General features: G+C 75.4%; 13 protein-coding genes. 4 read left to right on the forward strand and 9 right to left on the reverse strand.

The window, feature by feature from the left end:
• Positions 1-3: 3 nt before the first annotated feature.
• Both AFB00_RS28910 and AFB00_RS28915 read right to left on the reverse strand, forming a co-directional pair.
• Entirely contained in the window at positions 4-651 is a 648-nt protein-coding gene (locus tag AFB00_RS28910) for a phosphatase PAP2 family protein (RefSeq protein WP_083275908.1), read from the reverse strand.
• Positions 652-694: 43 nt separating this feature from the next.
• Complete coding sequence (locus AFB00_RS28915; RefSeq protein WP_231974125.1) at positions 695-1,567, reverse strand: helix-turn-helix transcriptional regulator; 873 nt, start codon at positions 1,565-1,567, stop codon at positions 695-697.
• A 167-nt stretch (positions 1,568-1,734) separates the two neighbouring features.
• Here AFB00_RS28915 and AFB00_RS28920 point away from each other — a divergent pair, with 167 nt between their 5' ends.
• A complete protein-coding gene (locus AFB00_RS28920) occupies positions 1,735-2,697 on the forward strand; it encodes an SDR family NAD(P)-dependent oxidoreductase (RefSeq protein WP_083275909.1) in 963 nt (320 codons plus the stop codon).
• A 49-nt stretch (positions 2,698-2,746) separates the two neighbouring features.
• Here the strand turns inward: AFB00_RS28920 and AFB00_RS35905 are convergent, their stop codons facing one another.
• Together AFB00_RS35905 and ilvD are read right to left on the reverse strand one after the other, a co-directional pair.
• Positions 2,747-4,369 (reverse strand): ACT domain-containing protein, encoded by a 1,623-nt coding sequence (locus AFB00_RS35905; protein ID WP_068799803.1) that lies wholly within the window; start codon positions 4,367-4,369, stop codon positions 2,747-2,749.
• A gap of 205 nt (positions 4,370-4,574) precedes the next feature.
• Positions 4,575-6,278: a dihydroxy-acid dehydratase gene (gene ilvD / locus AFB00_RS28930; RefSeq protein WP_068799804.1), complete on the reverse strand. Its 1,704-nt coding sequence runs from the start codon at positions 6,276-6,278 to the stop codon at positions 4,575-4,577.
• A gap of 134 nt (positions 6,279-6,412) precedes the next feature.
• On the opposite strand from ilvD, the gene AFB00_RS28935 reads away from it, so the two are divergent.
• Entirely contained in the window at positions 6,413-6,898 is a 486-nt protein-coding gene (locus AFB00_RS28935) for a L,D-transpeptidase (protein WP_083275910.1), read from the forward strand.
• Between the two features lie 72 nt (positions 6,899-6,970).
• On the opposite strand, the gene AFB00_RS28940 is transcribed toward AFB00_RS28935, so the two are convergent.
• From AFB00_RS28940 to AFB00_RS28960, 5 genes are all read right to left on the reverse strand, one after another.
• Positions 6,971-8,779 (reverse strand): DEAD/DEAH box helicase, encoded by a 1,809-nt coding sequence (locus AFB00_RS28940; protein WP_335726550.1) that lies wholly within the window; start codon positions 8,777-8,779, stop codon positions 6,971-6,973.
• Between the two features lie 310 nt (positions 8,780-9,089).
• Positions 9,090-11,546 (reverse strand): Tex family protein, encoded by a 2,457-nt coding sequence (locus AFB00_RS28945; protein ID WP_068799805.1) that lies wholly within the window; start codon positions 11,544-11,546, stop codon positions 9,090-9,092.
• Positions 11,547-11,614: 68 nt separating this feature from the next.
• Complete coding sequence (locus AFB00_RS28950; protein ID WP_068799806.1) at positions 11,615-12,160, reverse strand: DUF4334 domain-containing protein; 546 nt, start codon at positions 12,158-12,160, stop codon at positions 11,615-11,617.
• Positions 12,157-14,613 (reverse strand): FAD-dependent oxidoreductase, encoded by a 2,457-nt coding sequence (locus tag AFB00_RS28955; protein WP_068799807.1) that lies wholly within the window; start codon positions 14,611-14,613, stop codon positions 12,157-12,159. Before AFB00_RS28955 ends, AFB00_RS28950 begins: the two co-directional genes overlap by 4 nt.
• A 106-nt stretch (positions 14,614-14,719) precedes the next feature.
• Positions 14,720-16,006 carry an MFS transporter gene (locus AFB00_RS28960; protein WP_068799808.1) on the reverse strand — a complete coding sequence of 429 codons (1,287 nt, stop codon included), beginning with the start codon at positions 16,004-16,006 and terminating at the stop codon, positions 14,720-14,722.
• Positions 16,007-16,108: 102 nt separating this feature from the next.
• Here AFB00_RS28960 and AFB00_RS28965 point away from each other — a divergent pair, with 102 nt between their 5' ends.
• Positions 16,109-16,978 (forward strand): alpha/beta fold hydrolase, encoded by an 870-nt coding sequence (locus tag AFB00_RS28965; protein ID WP_068799809.1) that lies wholly within the window; start codon positions 16,109-16,111, stop codon positions 16,976-16,978.
• Positions 16,975-18,042 carry an FAD-dependent oxidoreductase gene (locus tag AFB00_RS28970; RefSeq protein WP_068799810.1) on the forward strand — a complete coding sequence of 356 codons (1,068 nt, stop codon included), beginning with the start codon at positions 16,975-16,977 and terminating at the stop codon, positions 18,040-18,042. Before AFB00_RS28965 ends, AFB00_RS28970 begins: the two co-directional genes overlap by 4 nt.
• Positions 18,043-18,066: the final 24 nt, after the last annotated feature.

Below are 18,066 nucleotides of genomic sequence, written 5' to 3' on the forward strand. Positions count from 1 at the left end.
CGTTCACGGCGCACCGTCCTCCCCGTGCGCGGCCGGCACGGCGTCCGCGGGGTCCGTGGTGCGGACCCGCGGCAGCAGCACCGCGGCGAGCAGGAGTGCGGCACCGGCTCCGACGAGCACCCCGCCCACGGTGTCGGTGGCCCAGTGCACGGCGAGCAGCGTGCGGGAGAACGCCATGGCCACGGTCCAGACGGCGCCGGCGATCGCCACCCAGGCGCGGGGGAAGAGCACGAACAGCACGGTCGCGATCGTCGCCGCGTTGGCGACGTGCCCCGAGGGGAAGGATCCGAAGTCGCTCGCGACGAGCATGTCCTCGGGCCGGGCACGTCCGTACAGGTGCTTGAACAGCTGCACGGCCCCCGCGCTCACGGCGAGCGCCACGGCGGCGTACACCGCGCCGGGCCGCCGCCCGGCCAGCAGCAGCGACAGGACCATCAGCACCGGGACGACCAGCACCGCCACCCAGCCACCGCCGATGTGGTCGAGGGCGAGGGCGAGCGACAGCATCCAGTCCGCGCGGTCCGCGGCGAGCAGCTCGTTCCACCACCGGTCGACGGCCGGAGGGTCGGTGTACCCGGTGCCGATCGCGGTACCCAGCAGCGTCGCCGCGATCATCGCCGCCAGGCCCGGCCACAGCGTCGGCGATCTCATCGCTCGGTCACGAGGTCGTCGGTGGGCGTCCATGTCCCCGATGCTAGGAACAGGTCCCCGGCGCGACATCCCTCCCCGGTATCCGGCAGGGGGTACCCAGGGGTGAGATCGCGGGGGGCCGGGAGCCGGCCCGCACGGTGTAGAGCATCACCCAGTGATCGCGTTCCGGGTCGTGGAGCATCTCGGTGTCGACGTCCAGCCAGCCCCGCTCGGGGTGCCGGATGCGTTTGAACGCCGAGCGCCAGGCACCGACCTCCCCGCGGTCCCAGCGCTGCCGGAACTCCGGGCTGCCGGCGGTCAGGTCCCGGAGCAGCCCGAGCAGGTAGGGGTCGGCGGGGTAGCGGGCCAGCGCGGCGCGCAGCTCCGCCGCGGCCACCCGCAGGAGCGCCTCGATGCCGTCGCCGTCCAGGAGTTCCGCGAAGACCGGCGAGGTGAACGCCCGGTACACGATGTTGCGGCCGTAGTCCCCGCCGCCGACGACCGGTCCGAAGAGCGTCGCGGCCGAGGCGTTGAGGGCCACCACGTCGAGCCGGCCGTCGTGGACCGTCATCGGGACGGCCGCGTCGAGATGGTCCATCAGGCGCAGCAGCCCCGGGCGCACGGTGCCGGACGGCTCGGACGGCGGGGGCGGCGGCTCGCCCGCGAGCCGGAACAGGTGGTCCCGTTCGGCGACGGTGAGCTCGAACGAGCGGGCCAGCGCGGCGAGGACGTCGCGGGACGGCCGCGGCGCCCGCCCCTGCTCGAGTCGCGTGTAGTACTCGACCGAGATCGACGCGATCTCCGCCAGCTCCTGGCGGCGCAGTCCCGGCACCCGGCGGCGCGAGTGCCGGGAACCGCCGGCACCGGACGGCGGGGTCATCATCGCCCGCCGGCTCCGCAGGAAGGTCCCGAGATCCGCACTCCCCGCGCTCCGCACGGCACCAGTCTGCCCGCGCCCGCCACGCCGGAGACTGGCCCTGCCGGGACCGGTCTCGGCGGGACCTTCTCCCGCCGTCGCGCCGCTCGGCAGGGTCGTCGCGGCGGACACCGGATCCACCCCGATCACGGCGAGGTCCGCCGACGACACCGACGGAGGAACGAGCCGTGCCCACCCCCACCACCCGCACGATCGTCATGACCGGCGCCACCCGCGGCATCGGCCTGGAAGCGGCGCAGGAACTGCTGCGGCGCAGCCCGGAGACCCATCTCGTCGTCCTCGCCCGGGCGGACTCCGCCGCGCAGGTGCTGCCGCGGCTGCGGGCCACCTCGCCGCACGTGTCCGCGATCGAGGCCGACCTGGCGAGCACCGCGAGCACCGGCACCGCCGCGTCCCGGGTGGAGGACCTGCTCGACGCGGGCGGGCTGCCCCCGCTGGGTGGCATGGTGTTCAACGCCGGTGTGCACCTCGACAGCGCCGTGCACACCACCGTCGACGGCTACGAGACGACGTTCGCGGTCAACGTGCTCGCGACCCACCTGCTGCTGCGCGGGCTGCCCCCGCACCTGCGGGCGCCGGCGCGTGTCGTCGTCACCGTGAGCGACGCCCACTTCGGGGACCTCCGCCACACCGGGGGCGCGTTCCCCGCCACCGGCTGGACGTCGCCGGACGTGCTGTTCCGGCCCGGCGCCTACCCGCGTCCCACCCGGGTACGGGCCGGCCGGCGGGCGTACGCCACCAGCAAGCTCGGCGGGATCCACCTGGTCCACGAGTGGGCACGGCGGCTCCCCTCCGGCATCGACGTCGTGGCCCACAACCCGAGCCTGGTCATCGGGACCGGCCTCGCCCGCGAGGCCGGCGGGGCCTCCGCGTTCCTGATGCGCTACCTGGTCCCGGCGCTCGCGCTCACCCCGCTGGTCGACACCCCGCCGGTCGCGGGCCGCAGGCTCGCCGACGTCGTCCTCGGCGTCACCCCGGCGCCCACCGGGTCCTACGTCCACCGCACCCGGGTCACCTCGTCGTCGAGGGAGTCCTACGACGCGGGCCGGGAGGAGGAGCTCTGGGCGTGGCTGGAGCAGACGGCCCGGGACGTGGACGACGGCTCGTGTGGTGTGCCCGGGGCCGGCTGACCCGTGGCCGCCGCCGTGCCGGTCGCCCGACGGGCGGTGACCGGGGTGGCTAGCTGCACTCCGCGGCCCGGCCGGCGCCGACCGTGTCCCGCAGCCAGCCGGTGAGCCGGTCGTCGCGGTGGTCCGGGTGCACCAGGATCGTCGGTGCGGGACCGTCGGGACGCCCGCGCGAGGCGGCACCGACCAGCGTCCCGCCGGGGGTGCGGGCGAGCAGGCAGGTGCCGCCGCGCGGGCGGAGCAGCACGTAGAGGCCCGCCGCGGACGGCTCGGTGGCGGGTCCGGAGCCATCGGCGCGGCAGGCCGCCAGCAGGGCCGCGAGCTCGACGATCTCGTCTCCGGTGGCCGGTCCGGCGACGAGGGTCGAGCCGTCCTGGCGCATCAGGTGGTGCACCTCCCGCTGCGGCGGCCCGGCGGTGGCCCGCAGGAACGCCTCGGCCCTGGCCCGCTCGGTGAGGGTGAACGGCGCCCACTCCCGGCGCAGGACGACCGGGGGCGCGCCGGGTGGTGCGGGCACCGCGAGCGCGTGCCCGTCGTCCGGATCGGGGTCGGCGTCCGCGGGCGCGACCGCGTCGGCGTGCAGCAGGTCCCGCAGCCCGTGCAGCACGTCCTGCGGCGCCGCGGCCCCGGCGGCCAGGTCCAGCGCCCGGGTGGGCACGTCGACGAGCTCGTGCGGATCGGCCACGACGACCTGCACCGCGTCCGGATCGGTGCTGCGCAGCCGGCGGCGGATCACCCGGGACAGCTCGCCGGCCGGTGCCGTGCCGCCGACCAGCATCTCGTCCACGACCGACCGGGAGTCCTGGCCGTGCACCGACAGCGCCAGGATGTTGCCACCGGCGTCGGCGACGGCCGCGGTCAGCCGGGCCAGCGCGCCGGACTCGTCGGGCAACCGGACCCGCACCTTGTGCAGCGTCGGCCGGGCCTCCCGGCCACCGCCGGTCCGCGCGCCCTCGATCAACGCCTGCCCCGGGCCGACGGCCGCCACGCCGACGGCGTCCAGCGCGGCCCACATCGTCACCTGGTTGGCGGTCAGCACGGGCTTGCCGAGCTCGGCCTCCAGGCCCGCGATGACGTCGTAGGTCGGGAGGTTGGTGCAGGACACGAAGACCGCCTGGGCGTCCGGGTGGTCGGCGGCGCGGACCGCGCCGATCACCTCGGCCGGCGAGGTGTCCCAGATCCGGCCGAGCAGACCGAGACCGTGCCGCCCGACGGTGCGCACCCCGTGCGCGGCCAGGAAGCCCTGCAGCCGGTCGGTGAGGTCCTCGACGTACGGCGTGGCCAGTGCGATCCGCTCGACGCCGAGCGCGGCGCAGGCGGCGGCCACGGCACCGGCGGTGGTGACGGCCCGCGGCGCACCGGCCGCACGGACGACCTCGCGCAGGGCGCGCTCGCCGGCGGCCCCGCCGACGAAGCTGCCCGACGTGCAGGAGTACGCCACGACGCCCGGGCCGGGCAGCAGCACCTCCTGCACCGCCCGGGCGACCGTGTCCGGCTCCGACACGAGCATCGCCTGGCCCGCGTCGGCCGGGGTCGCGACGAACGGGGTGCGGGTCACGTACAACGACGCCGGCGCCGGGACCCAGCGCCACATCTCCCGGTCCTGGGCGAAGTCGTAGGGCACGACGACCCCGACGCCCGTTCCGACGGTGCTTCCGGACAGCAGCTCACCCATGCGGGCCTCCACGACGCACGATGCAGGAAGTGGGGACGCCCGCCGGAGGCCGTGGGTTCCGCCTCCCCGGCGGCGTGGAAGCCCGGCCGGAGGAGACGTTGCTTGCCCATTCTCGATCGTCCCGGTCGGGAGCGTCCCATCGGAACTATGCATCCCGCACCCGATTTTGCGACGAAAGGCAGGCTCGACGCGACCAACGGTCCGATCAGCCGCAGAACGCCCCGTCCGCGGCCGAGGACACCAGCTTCGCGTACTTGCCCAGCACGCCACGCCGGTTCGTCGGCTCCGGCCGGACCCACCCGGCGCGCCGGCGGTCCAGCTCCGCGGGATCCACGTCGATGTCGATCGTGCGGGCGGTCATGTCGAGCGTGATCGGGTCGCCGTCGCGGACCAGCGCGATCGGGCCGCCGTCCGCCGCCTCCGGTGCGACGTGCCCGACGCAGAGCCCGGTCGTCGCGCCGGAGAACCGGCCGTCGGTCACGAGCAGGACGTCCTTGCCGAGGCCGGCACCCTTGATCCGCCCGGTGACCGCGAGCATCTCCCGCATGCCCGGCCCGCCGCGCGGACCCTCGTACCGGATGAGGACGATCGTCCCGGCCGCGATCTCGCCGGCGTCGACGGCGTCGAGCGCCCCCTGCTCGCCGTCGAACACCCGGGCGGTGCCGGTGAACCGCGCCGCGTCGAACCCGGCGGACTTGACCACGGCGCCGTCCGGGGCGAGCGAGCCGCGCAGGATCGTGAGCCCGCCGGTCGGGTGGATGGGGTTCCCGAGGTCGTGGATGACCGAGCCGTCCAGGCCGGGCGGGGCCAGCTCGTCGAGGTTCTCCGCGACGGTCCGGCCGGTCACGGTGAGCGCGTCGCCGTGGATCAGCCCGGCGTCGAGCAGCGCCTTCATCACCACGGGCACGCCGCCGACCTGGTCCACCGCGTACATCAGGTGCCGTCCGAACGGCTTGACGTCCGCCAGGTGCGGCACCCGGTCACCGACCCGGTTGAAGTCGTCCAGCCCCAGTTCGACGCCGGCCTCCCGGGCGATGGCCAGCAGGTGCAGCACCGCGTTGGTGGACCCGCCGAACGCCATGACGACGGCGATCGCGTTCTCGAACGCCTCCCGGGTCAGGACCGCACGGGCGGTGAGCCCCCGCTCGATCATCCCGACCGACGCCTCGCCCGACGCCCTGGCCACGCCGTCGCGGCGCCGGTCGACCGCGGGCGGGCTCGCCGATCCGGGCAGCGCCATGCCGAGCGCCTCGGCGGCGGCGGCCATGGTGTTCGCGGTGTAGAAGCCACCGCAGGCGCCCTCGCCCGGGCACATCGCCCGTTCCAGCTCGTCGACCTCGTCCGGCGTGATCAGGCCGCGGGCGCAGGCCCCGATCGCCTCGAACGCGTCACCGATGTTGACCTCCCGGTCCCCCACCCGGCCCGGCATGATCGACCCCGCGTAGACGAAGACGCCCGCCAGGTCCAGGCGCGCGGCGGCCATCAGCATCCCGGGCAGCGACTTGTCGCACCCCGCGAGCAGCACGGTCCCGTCCAGCCGCTCGGCCTCGACGACGGTCTCCACCGAGTCGGCGATGATCTCCCGGCTGACCAGCGAGTAGTGCATGCCCCGGTGCCCCATGGAGATCGCGTCGGACACCGAGATCGTGCCGAACTCCAGCGGGTAGCCCCCGGCGGCGTGCACCCCCTCCTTGGCCGCCGTCGCGAGCCGCTGCAGCGACAGGTTGCACGGGGTGATCTCGTTCCACGACGACGCGATGCCGATCTGCGGCTTGGCGAAGTCGTCGTCGCGCATCCCGACCGCGCGCAGCATCGAGCGCGCGGCGGTGGCGCCGAGACCGTCGGTGACCTGGTGGCTGCGCGGCTTGCGGGCGGAGCTCTGCCGTGTGGTGACGGGCGGTGTGGTCATCGTGCGATCCTGCCGCAGGAGCCGCTCACCGGCCGGGTGAGATCTCGCGCCCGAACGGCCGTAACCGTTGCGCCCCGTCACCGTTGATCACTGTGGCAAGGCCTGCCGTTCACCCGTGAGAGGACTACCCCGTAGTGGCTGAGATCGACTCCCGCACCGCGCGCCGCACCCGTCGCCGCCGCGCCCTGGCCGTGACCGCGGCCGGACTGTTCCTCGGCCTGGGCGCCGCGGGCACCGCGCTCGCCGTCCCCGACACGACCACCGTCCCCGGCACCCCGTGCTCGGAGGCCGCGCAGGCCTGCGTCGACCTGGCGAGCGACCAGGCCTGGATCATCGAGAACGGGGCCGTCACCTACGGGCCGGTCGACATCAGCCACGGCGGGCAGGGCACCGAGACCCCGACCGGTGACTTCGCGGTCTACGACAAGGACGCCGACCACTACTCCGCGGAGTTCGACGGCGCCCCGATGCCGTGGTCGGTGTTCTTCGCCCCGGGTGGCATCGCGTTCCACGAGGGTGACCGCAACTCCACCTCCGCCGGCTGTGTGAAGCTCCGCAGCCACGACGCCACGGTGTTCTTCGGCAAGCTCGACCAGAACGCCCGGGTCGAGGTGCGCTGACCCGGTTCGCCCACGCACGCCACACACGACGAGGGGCCCGCACCGATCGGTGCGGGCCCCTCGTCGTGCCGGTCAGCGGGAGTCGGCGGCGGCGTCCCGGTCGCGGCGGACGTTCGCCTTGCGGCCCTTCAGCGTGGTCGCGCCGCGCAGCGAGCGCAGGACGTCCTCCGCGGCGTGCTCGGGGACCTCGACCAGCGCGTGCCGCTCGTGGATCTGGATCGCCCCGATGTCCCGGCCGGACAGCCGCGACTCGTTCGCCAGCGCACCCACGATGTCCTGCGGGCGGATGCCGGAGGACCGGCCGGCCGAGACGAACAGCCGGGTGGTGCCGGCCTTCGGCGGGCGCGAGCCCTGGCCGCGGGCGCCGCGCGGGCCACCGCCGTCGCGGTCACGGCGCGGGCCGCGGTCGGACGGACCGCCGCGCTCCCGGCCACCGCGCGGGCGGACCTGCGGGATCTCGATCTCGTCGTCGGGCACCGAGTTGTCGGACCGGGCCAGCCGGATCGCCGCAGCGGCGACCGAGGCGAGGTCGTGGTCGCGGGCCAGCTCCAGCACCAGCTCGTCGACACCGTCCTCGACGGCGGTGTCGGCGTCCTGCCCGGCCTGGTCCCGCAGTGCCAGCGCGGTGCGGGCCAGCCGCACGCTGCGCAGGTCGTCGGGGGTGGGGACCGGGGCACTCGGCACCGGGGCGCCGACCAGCCGCTCGATGTTGCGCAGGTGCCGCACCGAACCCGGGGTGACCAGGGTGATCGCGACGCCCTCACGACCGGCCCGGCCGACCCGGCCGATGCGGTGCACGTAGGACTCCGGCGAGGACGGCACGTCGTGGTTGACCACGTGGGTCAGCGTGTCGATGTCGAGCCCACGGGCCGCGACGTCGGTCGCGACGAGGAGCTCCGTGCGCCCGGAGCGCAGCCGCTCGACGACGCGGGTCCGGTGCTCCTGGTCCATGCCGCCGTGCAGCGCCTCGGCGCGCAGGCTGCGCGCGGTGAGGGTCTCGGTCACGGCGTCGACGTCGGCGCGGGTCCGGCAGAAGACGATCGCCGCGGTCGGCTGCTCCATCTCGAGCACCCGGCCCAGCGCGACCGTGACGTGGCTGCGCGGCACGTGGTACGCGGTCTGGCGGACCTTCGGGGCCTCCCCCTCGGGCGTGGCCTCGCGCTTGATCCGGATGTCGGCCGGATCGGTCAGGTGGGTGCGCGCCAGGCTCTGGATCCGGCCGGGCATGGTCGCGGAGAACAGCACGGTCTGCCGGTCCGCGGGGGTGGCGCCGAGGATGGTCTCGATGTCCTCGACGAAGCCCATGTCGAGCATCTCGTCGGCCTCGTCCAGGACGGCGACCTCGATCGCGTCGAGCGCGAGCGCACCACGGTTGATGAGGTCGATCGCCCGGCCCGGGGTGGCGACGACGACGTCGACGCCGCGGCGCAGCTGACCGAGCTGCGGGCCGATCGGGGCACCGCCGTAGACGCAGGCGACGGTGGCGCCGAGGGTGGCGCCGTAGCGGGTGACCGCCTCGCCGACCTGCATGGCCAGCTCGCGGGTCGGCGCCAGCACGAGGCCGAAGGGCCGGGAGCCGCGCTCGCGGGTGCCGCGGCCGTCGGCCAGGCGCTGCAGCATCGGCAGCGAGAACGCGGCGGTCTTGCCGGTACCGGTGGCGGCCTGCCCGAGCAGGTCGCGGCCGGCGATCAGCGGGCCGATCGCGGCGGCCTGGATCGGGCTCGGGGTCTCGTAGCCCAGCTCGGCCAGCGCGGCGAGCAGCTGCGGGGCCAGGCCGAGGTCGGCGAACGACGGGGTGGCGTCGTCCACGCGGGGTTCGGGGGTGTCGATCTCGTTCTCGAGAGCGTGCAGGTCGGGGTGCTGTTCCAGCAGGGTGTTCACTCGGTCCTCAGGGTCGCGCACGGGATGCGCATCGTCGGCGGGCGGCTCTCGCCCGCTCCCAGCCCGCCAGGCCCGCGCGCGGCACATCGAAGTCAGATGCCGGTGAACCCAGACCTCCGGGGCTCGTGGCCGCGCGACTCCGCGCCGGCCACCGACTGACCATTCTTCCACGTCCGAACCGGACGCGTCGGGCGGGTGGGACGTGATCACCCCCACCCGCCCGGCCCGTCGGACCTCGCAGTCCCTCCCCCGGCCCCGCAGCAGCCGCAGCCGCTGCGAGGTCGCGTTCCGTCCTGCGGGGTACCCGGGATCAGCTCTTGCCGAAGCCCGCCCGGCGCAGGGCCTCGGCCATGGCGTCGTTGGCGGGGGCGGGCTTGCCGCCGCCCTGGTTCCCGGCCCGGCCGCCGCCCTGGTTCCCGCCCCGGCCGCCGCGGCCGCGGTCCGCTCCGCGACCGCCGCCGCCCTGGCCGCCGCCACGGGGACCGCCGCGCTGTGCGCCGCCACGCTGCCCGTCACCGCGATGCCCACCGCCGCGCTCGGGGCGGCCGCCACCCTGCTTCCCGGCGCCCGGCTCGTCGTCCAGGCGCAGGGTCAGCGAGATCCGCTTGCGGGCCTCGTCGACCTCCAGCACCTTCACCTTGACGACGTCACCGGACTTGGCGACGTCGCGCGGGTCGGAGACGAAGTCCTTGCTCATCGCCGAGACGTGCACCAGGCCGTCCTGGTGCACACCGACGTCGACGAACGCACCGAACGCGGCCACGTTCGTCACCACGCCCTCGAGCAGCATCCCGACCCGCAGGTCGGAGATCTTGTGCACACCCTCCGCGAACGTCGCGGTGCGGAACGCCGGGCGCGGGTCGCGGCCCGGCTTCTCCAGCTCGGCGAGGATGTCGGTGACGGTCGGGAGCCCGACGGTGTCGTCGACGTAGTCCTTGGGCTTGACCTGGTGCAGTCGCGCCGCGTTGCCCATCAGCGCGGCGACGTCGATCTTGGTGCGTTCCACCATCCTCCGGACCACCGGGTAGGACTCCGGGTGCACGCCGGTGACGTCCAGCGGCTCCTCGCCCTCCCGGATCCGCAGGAAGCCCGCGCACTGCTCGAAGGCCTTCGGCCCGAGCCGGGGCACGTCGGTGAGCGCGGTGCGGGAGCGGAACGGCCCGTTGGCGTCGCGGTGCGCCACGATCGCCCCGGCCAGGGACTCCGAGATCCCCGAGACCCGGCGCAGCAGCGGCGCCGACGCCGAGTTGAGGTCCACCCCGACGGCGTTCACGCAGTCCTCGACCACGGAGTCCAGCGAGCGCGACAGCGACGACTCGGGGAGGTCGTGCTGGTACTGACCGACCCCGATCGACTTCGGGTCGATCTTGACCAGCTCCGCCAGCGGGTCCTGCAGCCGGCGGGCGATGGACACCGCGCCGCGCAGCGAGACGTCCATGTCCGGCAGCTCGGCCGATGCGTAGGCCGACGCCGAGTACACCGAGGCACCCGCCTCGGACACCATCACCTTGGTCAGCTTGAGGCCGGGGTTCTGCCTGATCAGCTCACCGGCGAGGGCGTCGGTCTCCCGGGACGCGGTGCCGTTGCCGATCGCCACCAGCTCGACGGAGTGCTTGGCGCACAACGCACCGAGGACCTTCAGCGAACCGGCGTGGTCGTTGCGCGGCTCGTGCGGGTAGATCACCGCGGTGTCGACGACCTTGCCGGTCGCGTCGACGACGGCGACCTTCACCCCGGTGCGCAGCCCCGGGTCGAGCCCGATGGTCGCCCGGGTCCCGGCCGGCGCGGCGAGCAGCAGGTCACGCAGGTTCGCCGCGAAGACGCCGATGGCGCCCTCCTCGGCGGCGGCCCGCAGCCGGACGCGGATGTCGATGCCCAGTGCGGTCTGCAGCCGGGTCCGCCAGGCCCAGCGGACGACGCCGAGCAGCCAGGCGTCCGCCGCGCGGCCCTTCTCGGCCACGCCGTACTCGGCGGCGATCGCCCGCTCGTAGGGGGTCGGCTCCTCCTCCGACGCCCCGGGATCCAGGGTGACGTCGAGCGCCTCCTCGGTCTCGCCGCGGAACACGGCGAGGATCCGGTGCGAGGGGAGCGTCGTGAACTTCTCGGAGAACTCGAAGTAGTCCGAGAACTTCGCCGCGGCCTGGTCGTTCTCCTTGCCGTCGCGCACCGTGGTGACGAGCCGGCCGTTCTCCCACATGCGCTCGCGCAGACCGCCGACCAGGTCGGCGTTCTCCCCGATCCGCTCGACCAGGATCGCCCGCGCGCCCTCCAGGGCGGCCCCGGCGTCGGCGACCTCACCGGTCACGTAACCGGCCGCGGTGGCGTGCGGGTCGAGCGAGGGGTCGCCCAGCAGTGCGTCGGCGAGGGGCTCCAGGCCCTGCTCGCGCGCGATCATCGCCTTGGTGCGGCGCTTGGGCTTGTAGGGCAGGTAGATGTCCTCGAGCCGGGCCTTCGACTCCGCGGCCCAGATCGTGGCCTCGAGCGCCTCGTCGAGCTTGCCCTGCGAGCGGATCGAGTCGAGCACGGTGGCCCGGCGTTCCTCCAGCTCACGCAGGTAACGCAGGCGTTCCTCGAGGGTGCGCAGCTGGGTGTCGTCGAGGCCGCCGGTGGCCTCCTTGCGGTACCGGGCGACGAACGGGACCGTCGAGCCCTCGTCCAGCAGGGCCACCGCGGACCCGACCTGGTCCGGCCGGGCGCCGAGCTCGTCGGCGATGCGCTGGTTGATGGAGCGGTGCTGCCGGGTGTCCGGGGGTGCCGTGCCTGTCACCGCACCATCGTCGCTAACGCGGTCCGGGGCGCGACCGCCGGGTGGGGGTCACGGGTCGCACCCGGCACTCACTCCCGGCACAGGAAGAACACGAACGGCCGCTCCAGGCCGCGCATGTCCATCAGGCCGAGGACGGTGTCCTCGTCGACCCGGTGGAAGACGTCGTGGATCGGGAGGTCGTCGTAGCACATGGTGGCGCTCACGACCCCGCGGTACTCGGTCATCCGCAGCCGGGCCCGCGACGACCGGGTGGCCAGCGCCGGGCCGGTCCGGGCGGCGATCCGGCTCACCGCCGCGTTCCGCAGCGCGGCCGGGTGGCGCAGCAGCGCCGGGAGCGGCACCAGCGCGGGGTTGAGGCTGTACCGGCCGCCGCGGGGGTGGTCCATCACCAGTGGATGGACGTCGTCGGGTCCGTCGAACCGCTTGCCGTGCCAGCCGAACCGGCCGAGCAGCCCGTCCATCGGGTTGCCGGTCGGGATCTCCCCGCCGGACCACTCCCCCAGCAGATCGCCGACGCCGACCGGGGGCAGCGCGTCGAAGAAGGCCAGCGTCTCCTCGATGGTGGCGCCGTACTCCAGGTGGCGCAGCGTGTCGACCGGGGCGCTCGTCGTCATGCCGTCGGACTGTACTGCCGGTCGAGCGGTCCCGCCGCCACCCGTGCGGTCAGGCTGCGGCCCGCCAGCTCGATCCCGACCCGGGTCCCGGCGGCCGCCCGGACGGCGGGTAGCCAGGCCCTGGCGAGGGCGGTGCCCGTCGTGTGGCCGGAGACGGCCGCGGTGACCCGGCCGATCACCGGGCCGCGACGCAGGTCCGGACCGGCCGCGCCGGCCGCACCGCCGTCGAGCAGCACCGGGTCGCGGGAGTGGCGGCGGGCCCGCGGCAGGTCGTACACGGGTTCGCCGCCGCGCAGCAGCGCACCGGCGTGGTCGAGGACCAGCGTCACGAGTCGCTCGGCCGGCCCGCCCGCCGCACGCAGCGCCAGCACCGCGGCCCGGCCCGGGAACGCGGGCTTCGCCGGATCGACCCGGTCCCCGAGACCCACCGCGTCCGGGCCGTGCTCCGCGGAGATCTCCGCGCCGGCCCGCGGGTCCGCGTCCTCGACCCGCAGGGCGTCGGCCGCCGTACGGCCGACGGCGGCCAGGCCGTACGGGGCGCCCGCGGCGCGCACCGCGTCCCAGAGCCGTTCGGCGTCCGCGGCCGCACAGACGATCTCCCAGCACCCGTCGCGCGGCCGGAGAACGGTCGTCGCGACGGCGCCGAGCGTGCGCGGTCCGGCCCGGCCGGGGCCCGGTGCCCCACCAGCGGCGAGCGCCCCCAGGATCGCCCCGGCGTGCGGTCCCCGGAGGCCGAGGCAGGCGGTGACCGCGCTGACGTCGACGATCCCGACGTCCACGATCCCGACGTCCCCGGCCCGGCCGGTCGCGGCCCGGCGCAGCTCGGCGACCTGCAGACGGTCGGCGAGCCCGACGAGGAACCGGTCCGCCCCGAGCCGGGTCACCCGCGGCGCGGCGAGCAACCCGCCGTCGTCGTCCAGCAGGAGGGTCTCGACGATCTCGCCGACCGGGCGGTCGACGTCGCCCGTCGTCCGCTGCTGCAGGAACCCGGCGGCGCCCGGCCCGGTCACCTCGACCCGGCGACCGGCCGACAGGTCCGTCATCCCCGCGGCACGGCGGGCGATCAGCGCCTCGGCCCCCGCGACCGGTGCGCCCTCCCCGGCGCCCGCGGGCCGGGGGATCTCGCACACCTCGGGCAGTGCGGCGTTCGCGCCGAACCACGCCGGGGCCGGGTCGTGCGCCGGGGCGAACCGGGCCCGCAGCTCGACCTGGCGGGAGTGGAACGGCGACCCGACGGCGAGTGGCAGCGCCGTCGACGGGTCGACGGATCCGGGCTCGAACCGGTCGAGGTGCATCCCGGACAGGTCGAGCGGTGCGCCGTGCAGCGCCGGGCGACCGGTGCCGATCCACTCCGCCAGCACCTCGGCGGCACCGGCCGCGCACGCAGTCGGGACGGCCCCGGCGATCCAGAGTCCGGGCAGGTCCGGGTGCTCGCCGAGCAGCGGCGCTCCGTCCGGGGTGGCGGCGACGAGCCCGTCGACGCCCTCGGCGACCTTGGCGTCGCGCAGCAGCGGGAGCAGGGCCGTCGCGACGTCCCACGCGGGGTCGAGGTCCTCCGGGGTGGACCGCGGCGCGGCCGGTGCGGTACCCCCGGACACCGCGGTGCCCCGGTGCCGGTCCGGCGCGGCCGCGATCCCGATCCGGTGCCCGTGGGTCCGGATCGCGACGCCGGCCGCGGCGTCGACGAGCACCGGCAGCGCCGGGTCCGCGCGGCCCGACGCGGCCTCCAGCGCGTGGATCGTCTCCAGCGCCCCGAGCGCATCGGTCCTCGCGTACCGCCCGGTCACCGCGGCCAGCGGGACCGTGACCCCGGCCGGCGCGGTGACCGCGGGAGTCCACACCCCGGCGCAGCACACCACGACGTCGGCCGGGTGGCGCTCGTCGGCGCAGCGCACCGCGATGACCCGGCCGCCGCTGCGCTCGAGCGCGGTAACCGTGCGGTGCCCCAGCACGGCGGCCCCGTGCCGGGCCGCCCCCGCCGCGTACAGCCGGGCGACCGCGACCGGATCGACGGTGCCGTCACCGGGGACGTGCAGTCCGCCGGCCACCCGTGCCGGGTCGAGCAGCGGGTGCCGCGCCGCGCACTCCTCCGGGTCGAGGAGCCGGCAGTCGAGGCCGGCCGCGGTGGCCCGGTCGTGCCGGTGGCGCAGCTCGTCGAGCCCGTCGGCGGTGGCGGCCACCTCCAGCGAACCGGAGCGGGTCAGGACCGGACGCCCGGCGTCGCGCAGCGCGGCGTAGGCCGACCGGGTCGCCGTCGCGAGCCGGGTGTGCGTCCGGTCCGGGCCGAGCTGCCGGACGAGCCCGGCGTCGTGCCCGGTGGCCCCGCCGGTGCCGGGGAGCGGGCCCCGGTCGAGCACGGTCACCCGGGCCCCGCCCCGGCGGGCCAGCGCGTCGGCGAGTGCGCAGCCGACGAGACCCGCCCCGATGATCACGATGCGCGGGGATGCGGTCATGGGCTCACCCGGAATGTCGAAACGTTGCCCGATGCGCAACAGCGAAGGACTGTCCGCAACACGGTGCCGGGCGCCGGAGACCGCTGTCAAGGCCCGGCCGGCGCCGTCAGCGCAGCACGGAGCCCTTCGTCTCGGGCAGGGTCAGCACGGCCACGAAGGCGATCGCCGCACCGACGGCGACGTAGACGAAGAACCAGGTGCCCAGCCCGGCCGCCTGCAGCGACGTCGCCAGCAGTGGCGCCGTCCCGCCGAACACGGCGACGGTCAGGTTGTACCAGGCCCCGATCCCGAGGCCGCGCAACGACGTCGGGAACAGCTCGCTCATGATCGCCGGCGCGACGGAGGTCATCATCGTGTAGAGCCCGAGACCGACGGTGAACACCACGAGCATGTTCCCGAAGCCGGGCCCGATCAGCGTGGACAGCGGGACGATGAGGACGGCCGTCGCCGCCGACCAGATCAGCAGCTGCGGCCGCCGTCCGTAGCGGTCGGCCGCCGCGCCCATCGGGTACTGCAGCAGGACGAAGATCAGGGTCGCGATCGACAGCGCCAGGAACACCTCGGTCGCGTCGGCACCCCGGTACTGGGTCGCGAACGGCGTCAGCGACGAGAAGAACGTGTAGTAGCACAGCGTGCTGAGCACGGTGAAGCCGATGAGCTGGGCCACGGCCCGCGGGTGCTCGCGCAGGGTCAGCAGCAGCGGGTTCCGGATCCGGGCCGCGGTCTCCTTGTTCTGCTCGAACTGCTCGGTCTCGGCCATCTGCCGGCGCATCCACATCCCGATCAGGCCGAGCACCCCGCCGACGAGGAACGGGATCCGCCAGCCCCAGGACTCCAGCTGGGCCTTCTCCAGCGTCGCGGCCAGCACGAAGCCCATCAGCGAGGCCACCAGCACCGCGGTGCCGGTGGAGATGTAGAAGAACGACGAGTAGCGGCCGCGCCGGTCCGGCGGCGCGATCTCGGCCAGGTACGCCGAGGCGTTGGACACCTCCCCGCCGAGCGACATCCCCTGCGCGATCCGGGCCAGCAGCAACAGCACCGGCGCCAGCCATCCGACCATGTCGTAGGTCGGGAGCAGCCCGATCACCAGCGACCCGCCCGCCATCAGCAGGATCGTGATGAGCATGGCGGTGCGCCTGCCCCAGAGGTCGGCGAACCGGCCGAGCAGCAGCCCGCCGAGCGGGCGGAAGAAGAAGGCCAGCGCGTAGGTCGCCAGCGTGGCGATGAGCGCGCCGCTGACCGGCGGGAAGATCTGGGTCGCGAAGTAGATGCTGAACGTCGCGTAGATCGTCCAGTCGTACCACTCGACGGCGTTCCCGATCGACGCCGCGACCAGGGTCCGCACCGGGAGCCGGTGCCGCTCGGTGGCCGGACCGGCCGGGTGCTGGGACACGGGACCCCCTCGGGTGGCTCCGGACGATCGTCGGACAGTAACCGGATCGGGGGGGTTCGCGGAAGGTCGCCCGCACCCGTCGTTCCGCGGTAGAACTCGGGCATGCCGCGCTCCGCCGCACTCGACGGCTTCCAGCTCGCCTACGACCGCCACGGCGAGCCCGGTGCACCGCCGGTCGTGCTGCTGCACGGCTGGCCGGGCGACCGCACCGACATGGCCGCGGTCGCCGCGGAACTGGCCGGGACGCACGACGTCGTCGTCCCCGACCTGCGCGGGTTCGGCGGGTCGGACAGGCACGACCGCGATCCCGCGGACGCCTACGGGGCCGCGGCACAGGCGGCGTCGGTCGCGGCGCTGCTCGACGAGCTGGGGCTGTCCGACGTGGTCGCCGGCGGCTACGACGTCGGCAGCCGGGTCGCCCAGCAGCTGGCGGGCGACCGGCCGGAGCTGCTGCGCGCACTCGTCGTCACGCCACCGGCGCCGGGGGTCGGGCAGCGCATCCTGGAACCGGACGCGGTGCGCGAGTTCTGGTACCAGGCGTTCCACCAGCTCGATCTCGCCGAGGAGCTGGTCGACGGTGACGCCCGGGCGGTCCGCGCCTACCTGCGGCACTTCTGGACGCACTGGTCCGGGCCGGGCTTCGTCCCCGGTGCGGACCGGATCGAGGCGCTGGCCGCCGGGTACGCGGCGCCGGGGGCGTTCGTCGCGTCGATCGCCTGGTACCGCTCCGGTGGCGGCGCCGTCGCGCGGTCGCTGGCCGAGACCGTCCCCGGCCCGGACGACCGGATCGGCGTACCCACCACGTTCCTGTGGCCGGAGCACGATCCGCTGTTCCCGCGGGCCTGGTCGGACCGCCTCGGCGAGTTCTTCACCGACGTCGCCGTGACCTGGGTCGACGGGGCCGGGCACTTCGTGCCGGTCGAGGCCCCCGCGGACTTCGCCGCCGCGGTCGCGACGGCGGCACGCCGGTGAGCGAACCGGTCCTCGTCGCGGGCGGCGGGGTCGCCGGGTGCGCCACCGCACTCGGCCTGCACCGGGCCGGGATCGCCGTCGAGATCCTCGAGGCGCGCGACGACACCGACGACGGGGGCTGGTTCCTCGTGGTCGGCGGGCCCGGCTGCCGGGCCCTGCGCACGCTCGGCGCCGGGCCCGCGTTCGAGGCGGTCTCCCGGCCGCTGACCGATCTCGTCGTACGGGACGCCGACGGCGGCGACACCGGCGTCCGCCGGCCGCTGAGCGGGGGCGATCCGGACGGGTCCCGGATGCTCACCCGGGCGGAGCTCGTGGGCGCCCTGCGCACCGAGACCGACCGCCTCGGCATCGTGCGGCACGTCCGCACCCGGGTCACCGGGGTCGGCGCCGCCGGGTCCCGGGTGCAGGTCGAGACGGACCGCGGGCCCCGCACGACACCGCTGCTGATCGGTGCGGACGGCATCGGCTCGGTCGTCCGCGGCCACGTCGACCCGTCGTGTCCCCCGCCGCGCGAGGTCGGGCAGCGGGCCTTCTACGGACGGACCCCGCTGCGCCCGTCCGGTGCGGAGACCGAGAACGGGGCGTTCACCGTGCTCGCGAGCGCGGCGCAGGCGTTCGTCGCGATCCCGACCGCGCAGGACGGCACCTGGTGGTTCGCCCGCACCGGGCCGCCCCGCCCGGCGGGCGCACCGGACGCGGACCCGCACGCGACGCTCACGGCCGCGCTCGGCCCGGACGGCACCGCGGCCGCACTGCTCGCCGCCACCGCACCGCGCGACGTCGGGGCCTTCGACCCGCGCGACCTGCCGTACCTCGGTCCGTGGTGGCGCGGACGCACGGTGCTGGCCGGGGACGAGGCCCACGCGGCATCCCCCGCCAGCGGCCTGGGAGCCACCCTGGCCTGCGAGGACGCCGCCGCACTGGCGACAACCCTGCAGAACACCGACCTCACCGACCACGCAGCCGTAGCCGACGCACTCACCCACTACCAGCGCCTCCGCCGCCCCCCGGGCCTGGCCAACGTCCGAGCCTCCGCCGAACGCAGCGGCTCCCCCGTGCCCTGACCTCGCAGGCCGCGCCCCGTCGTC

The organism is Pseudonocardia sp. HH130630-07, from assembly GCF_001698125.1.
In the GTDB taxonomy this organism is placed as follows: domain Bacteria; phylum Actinomycetota; class Actinomycetes; order Mycobacteriales; family Pseudonocardiaceae; genus Pseudonocardia.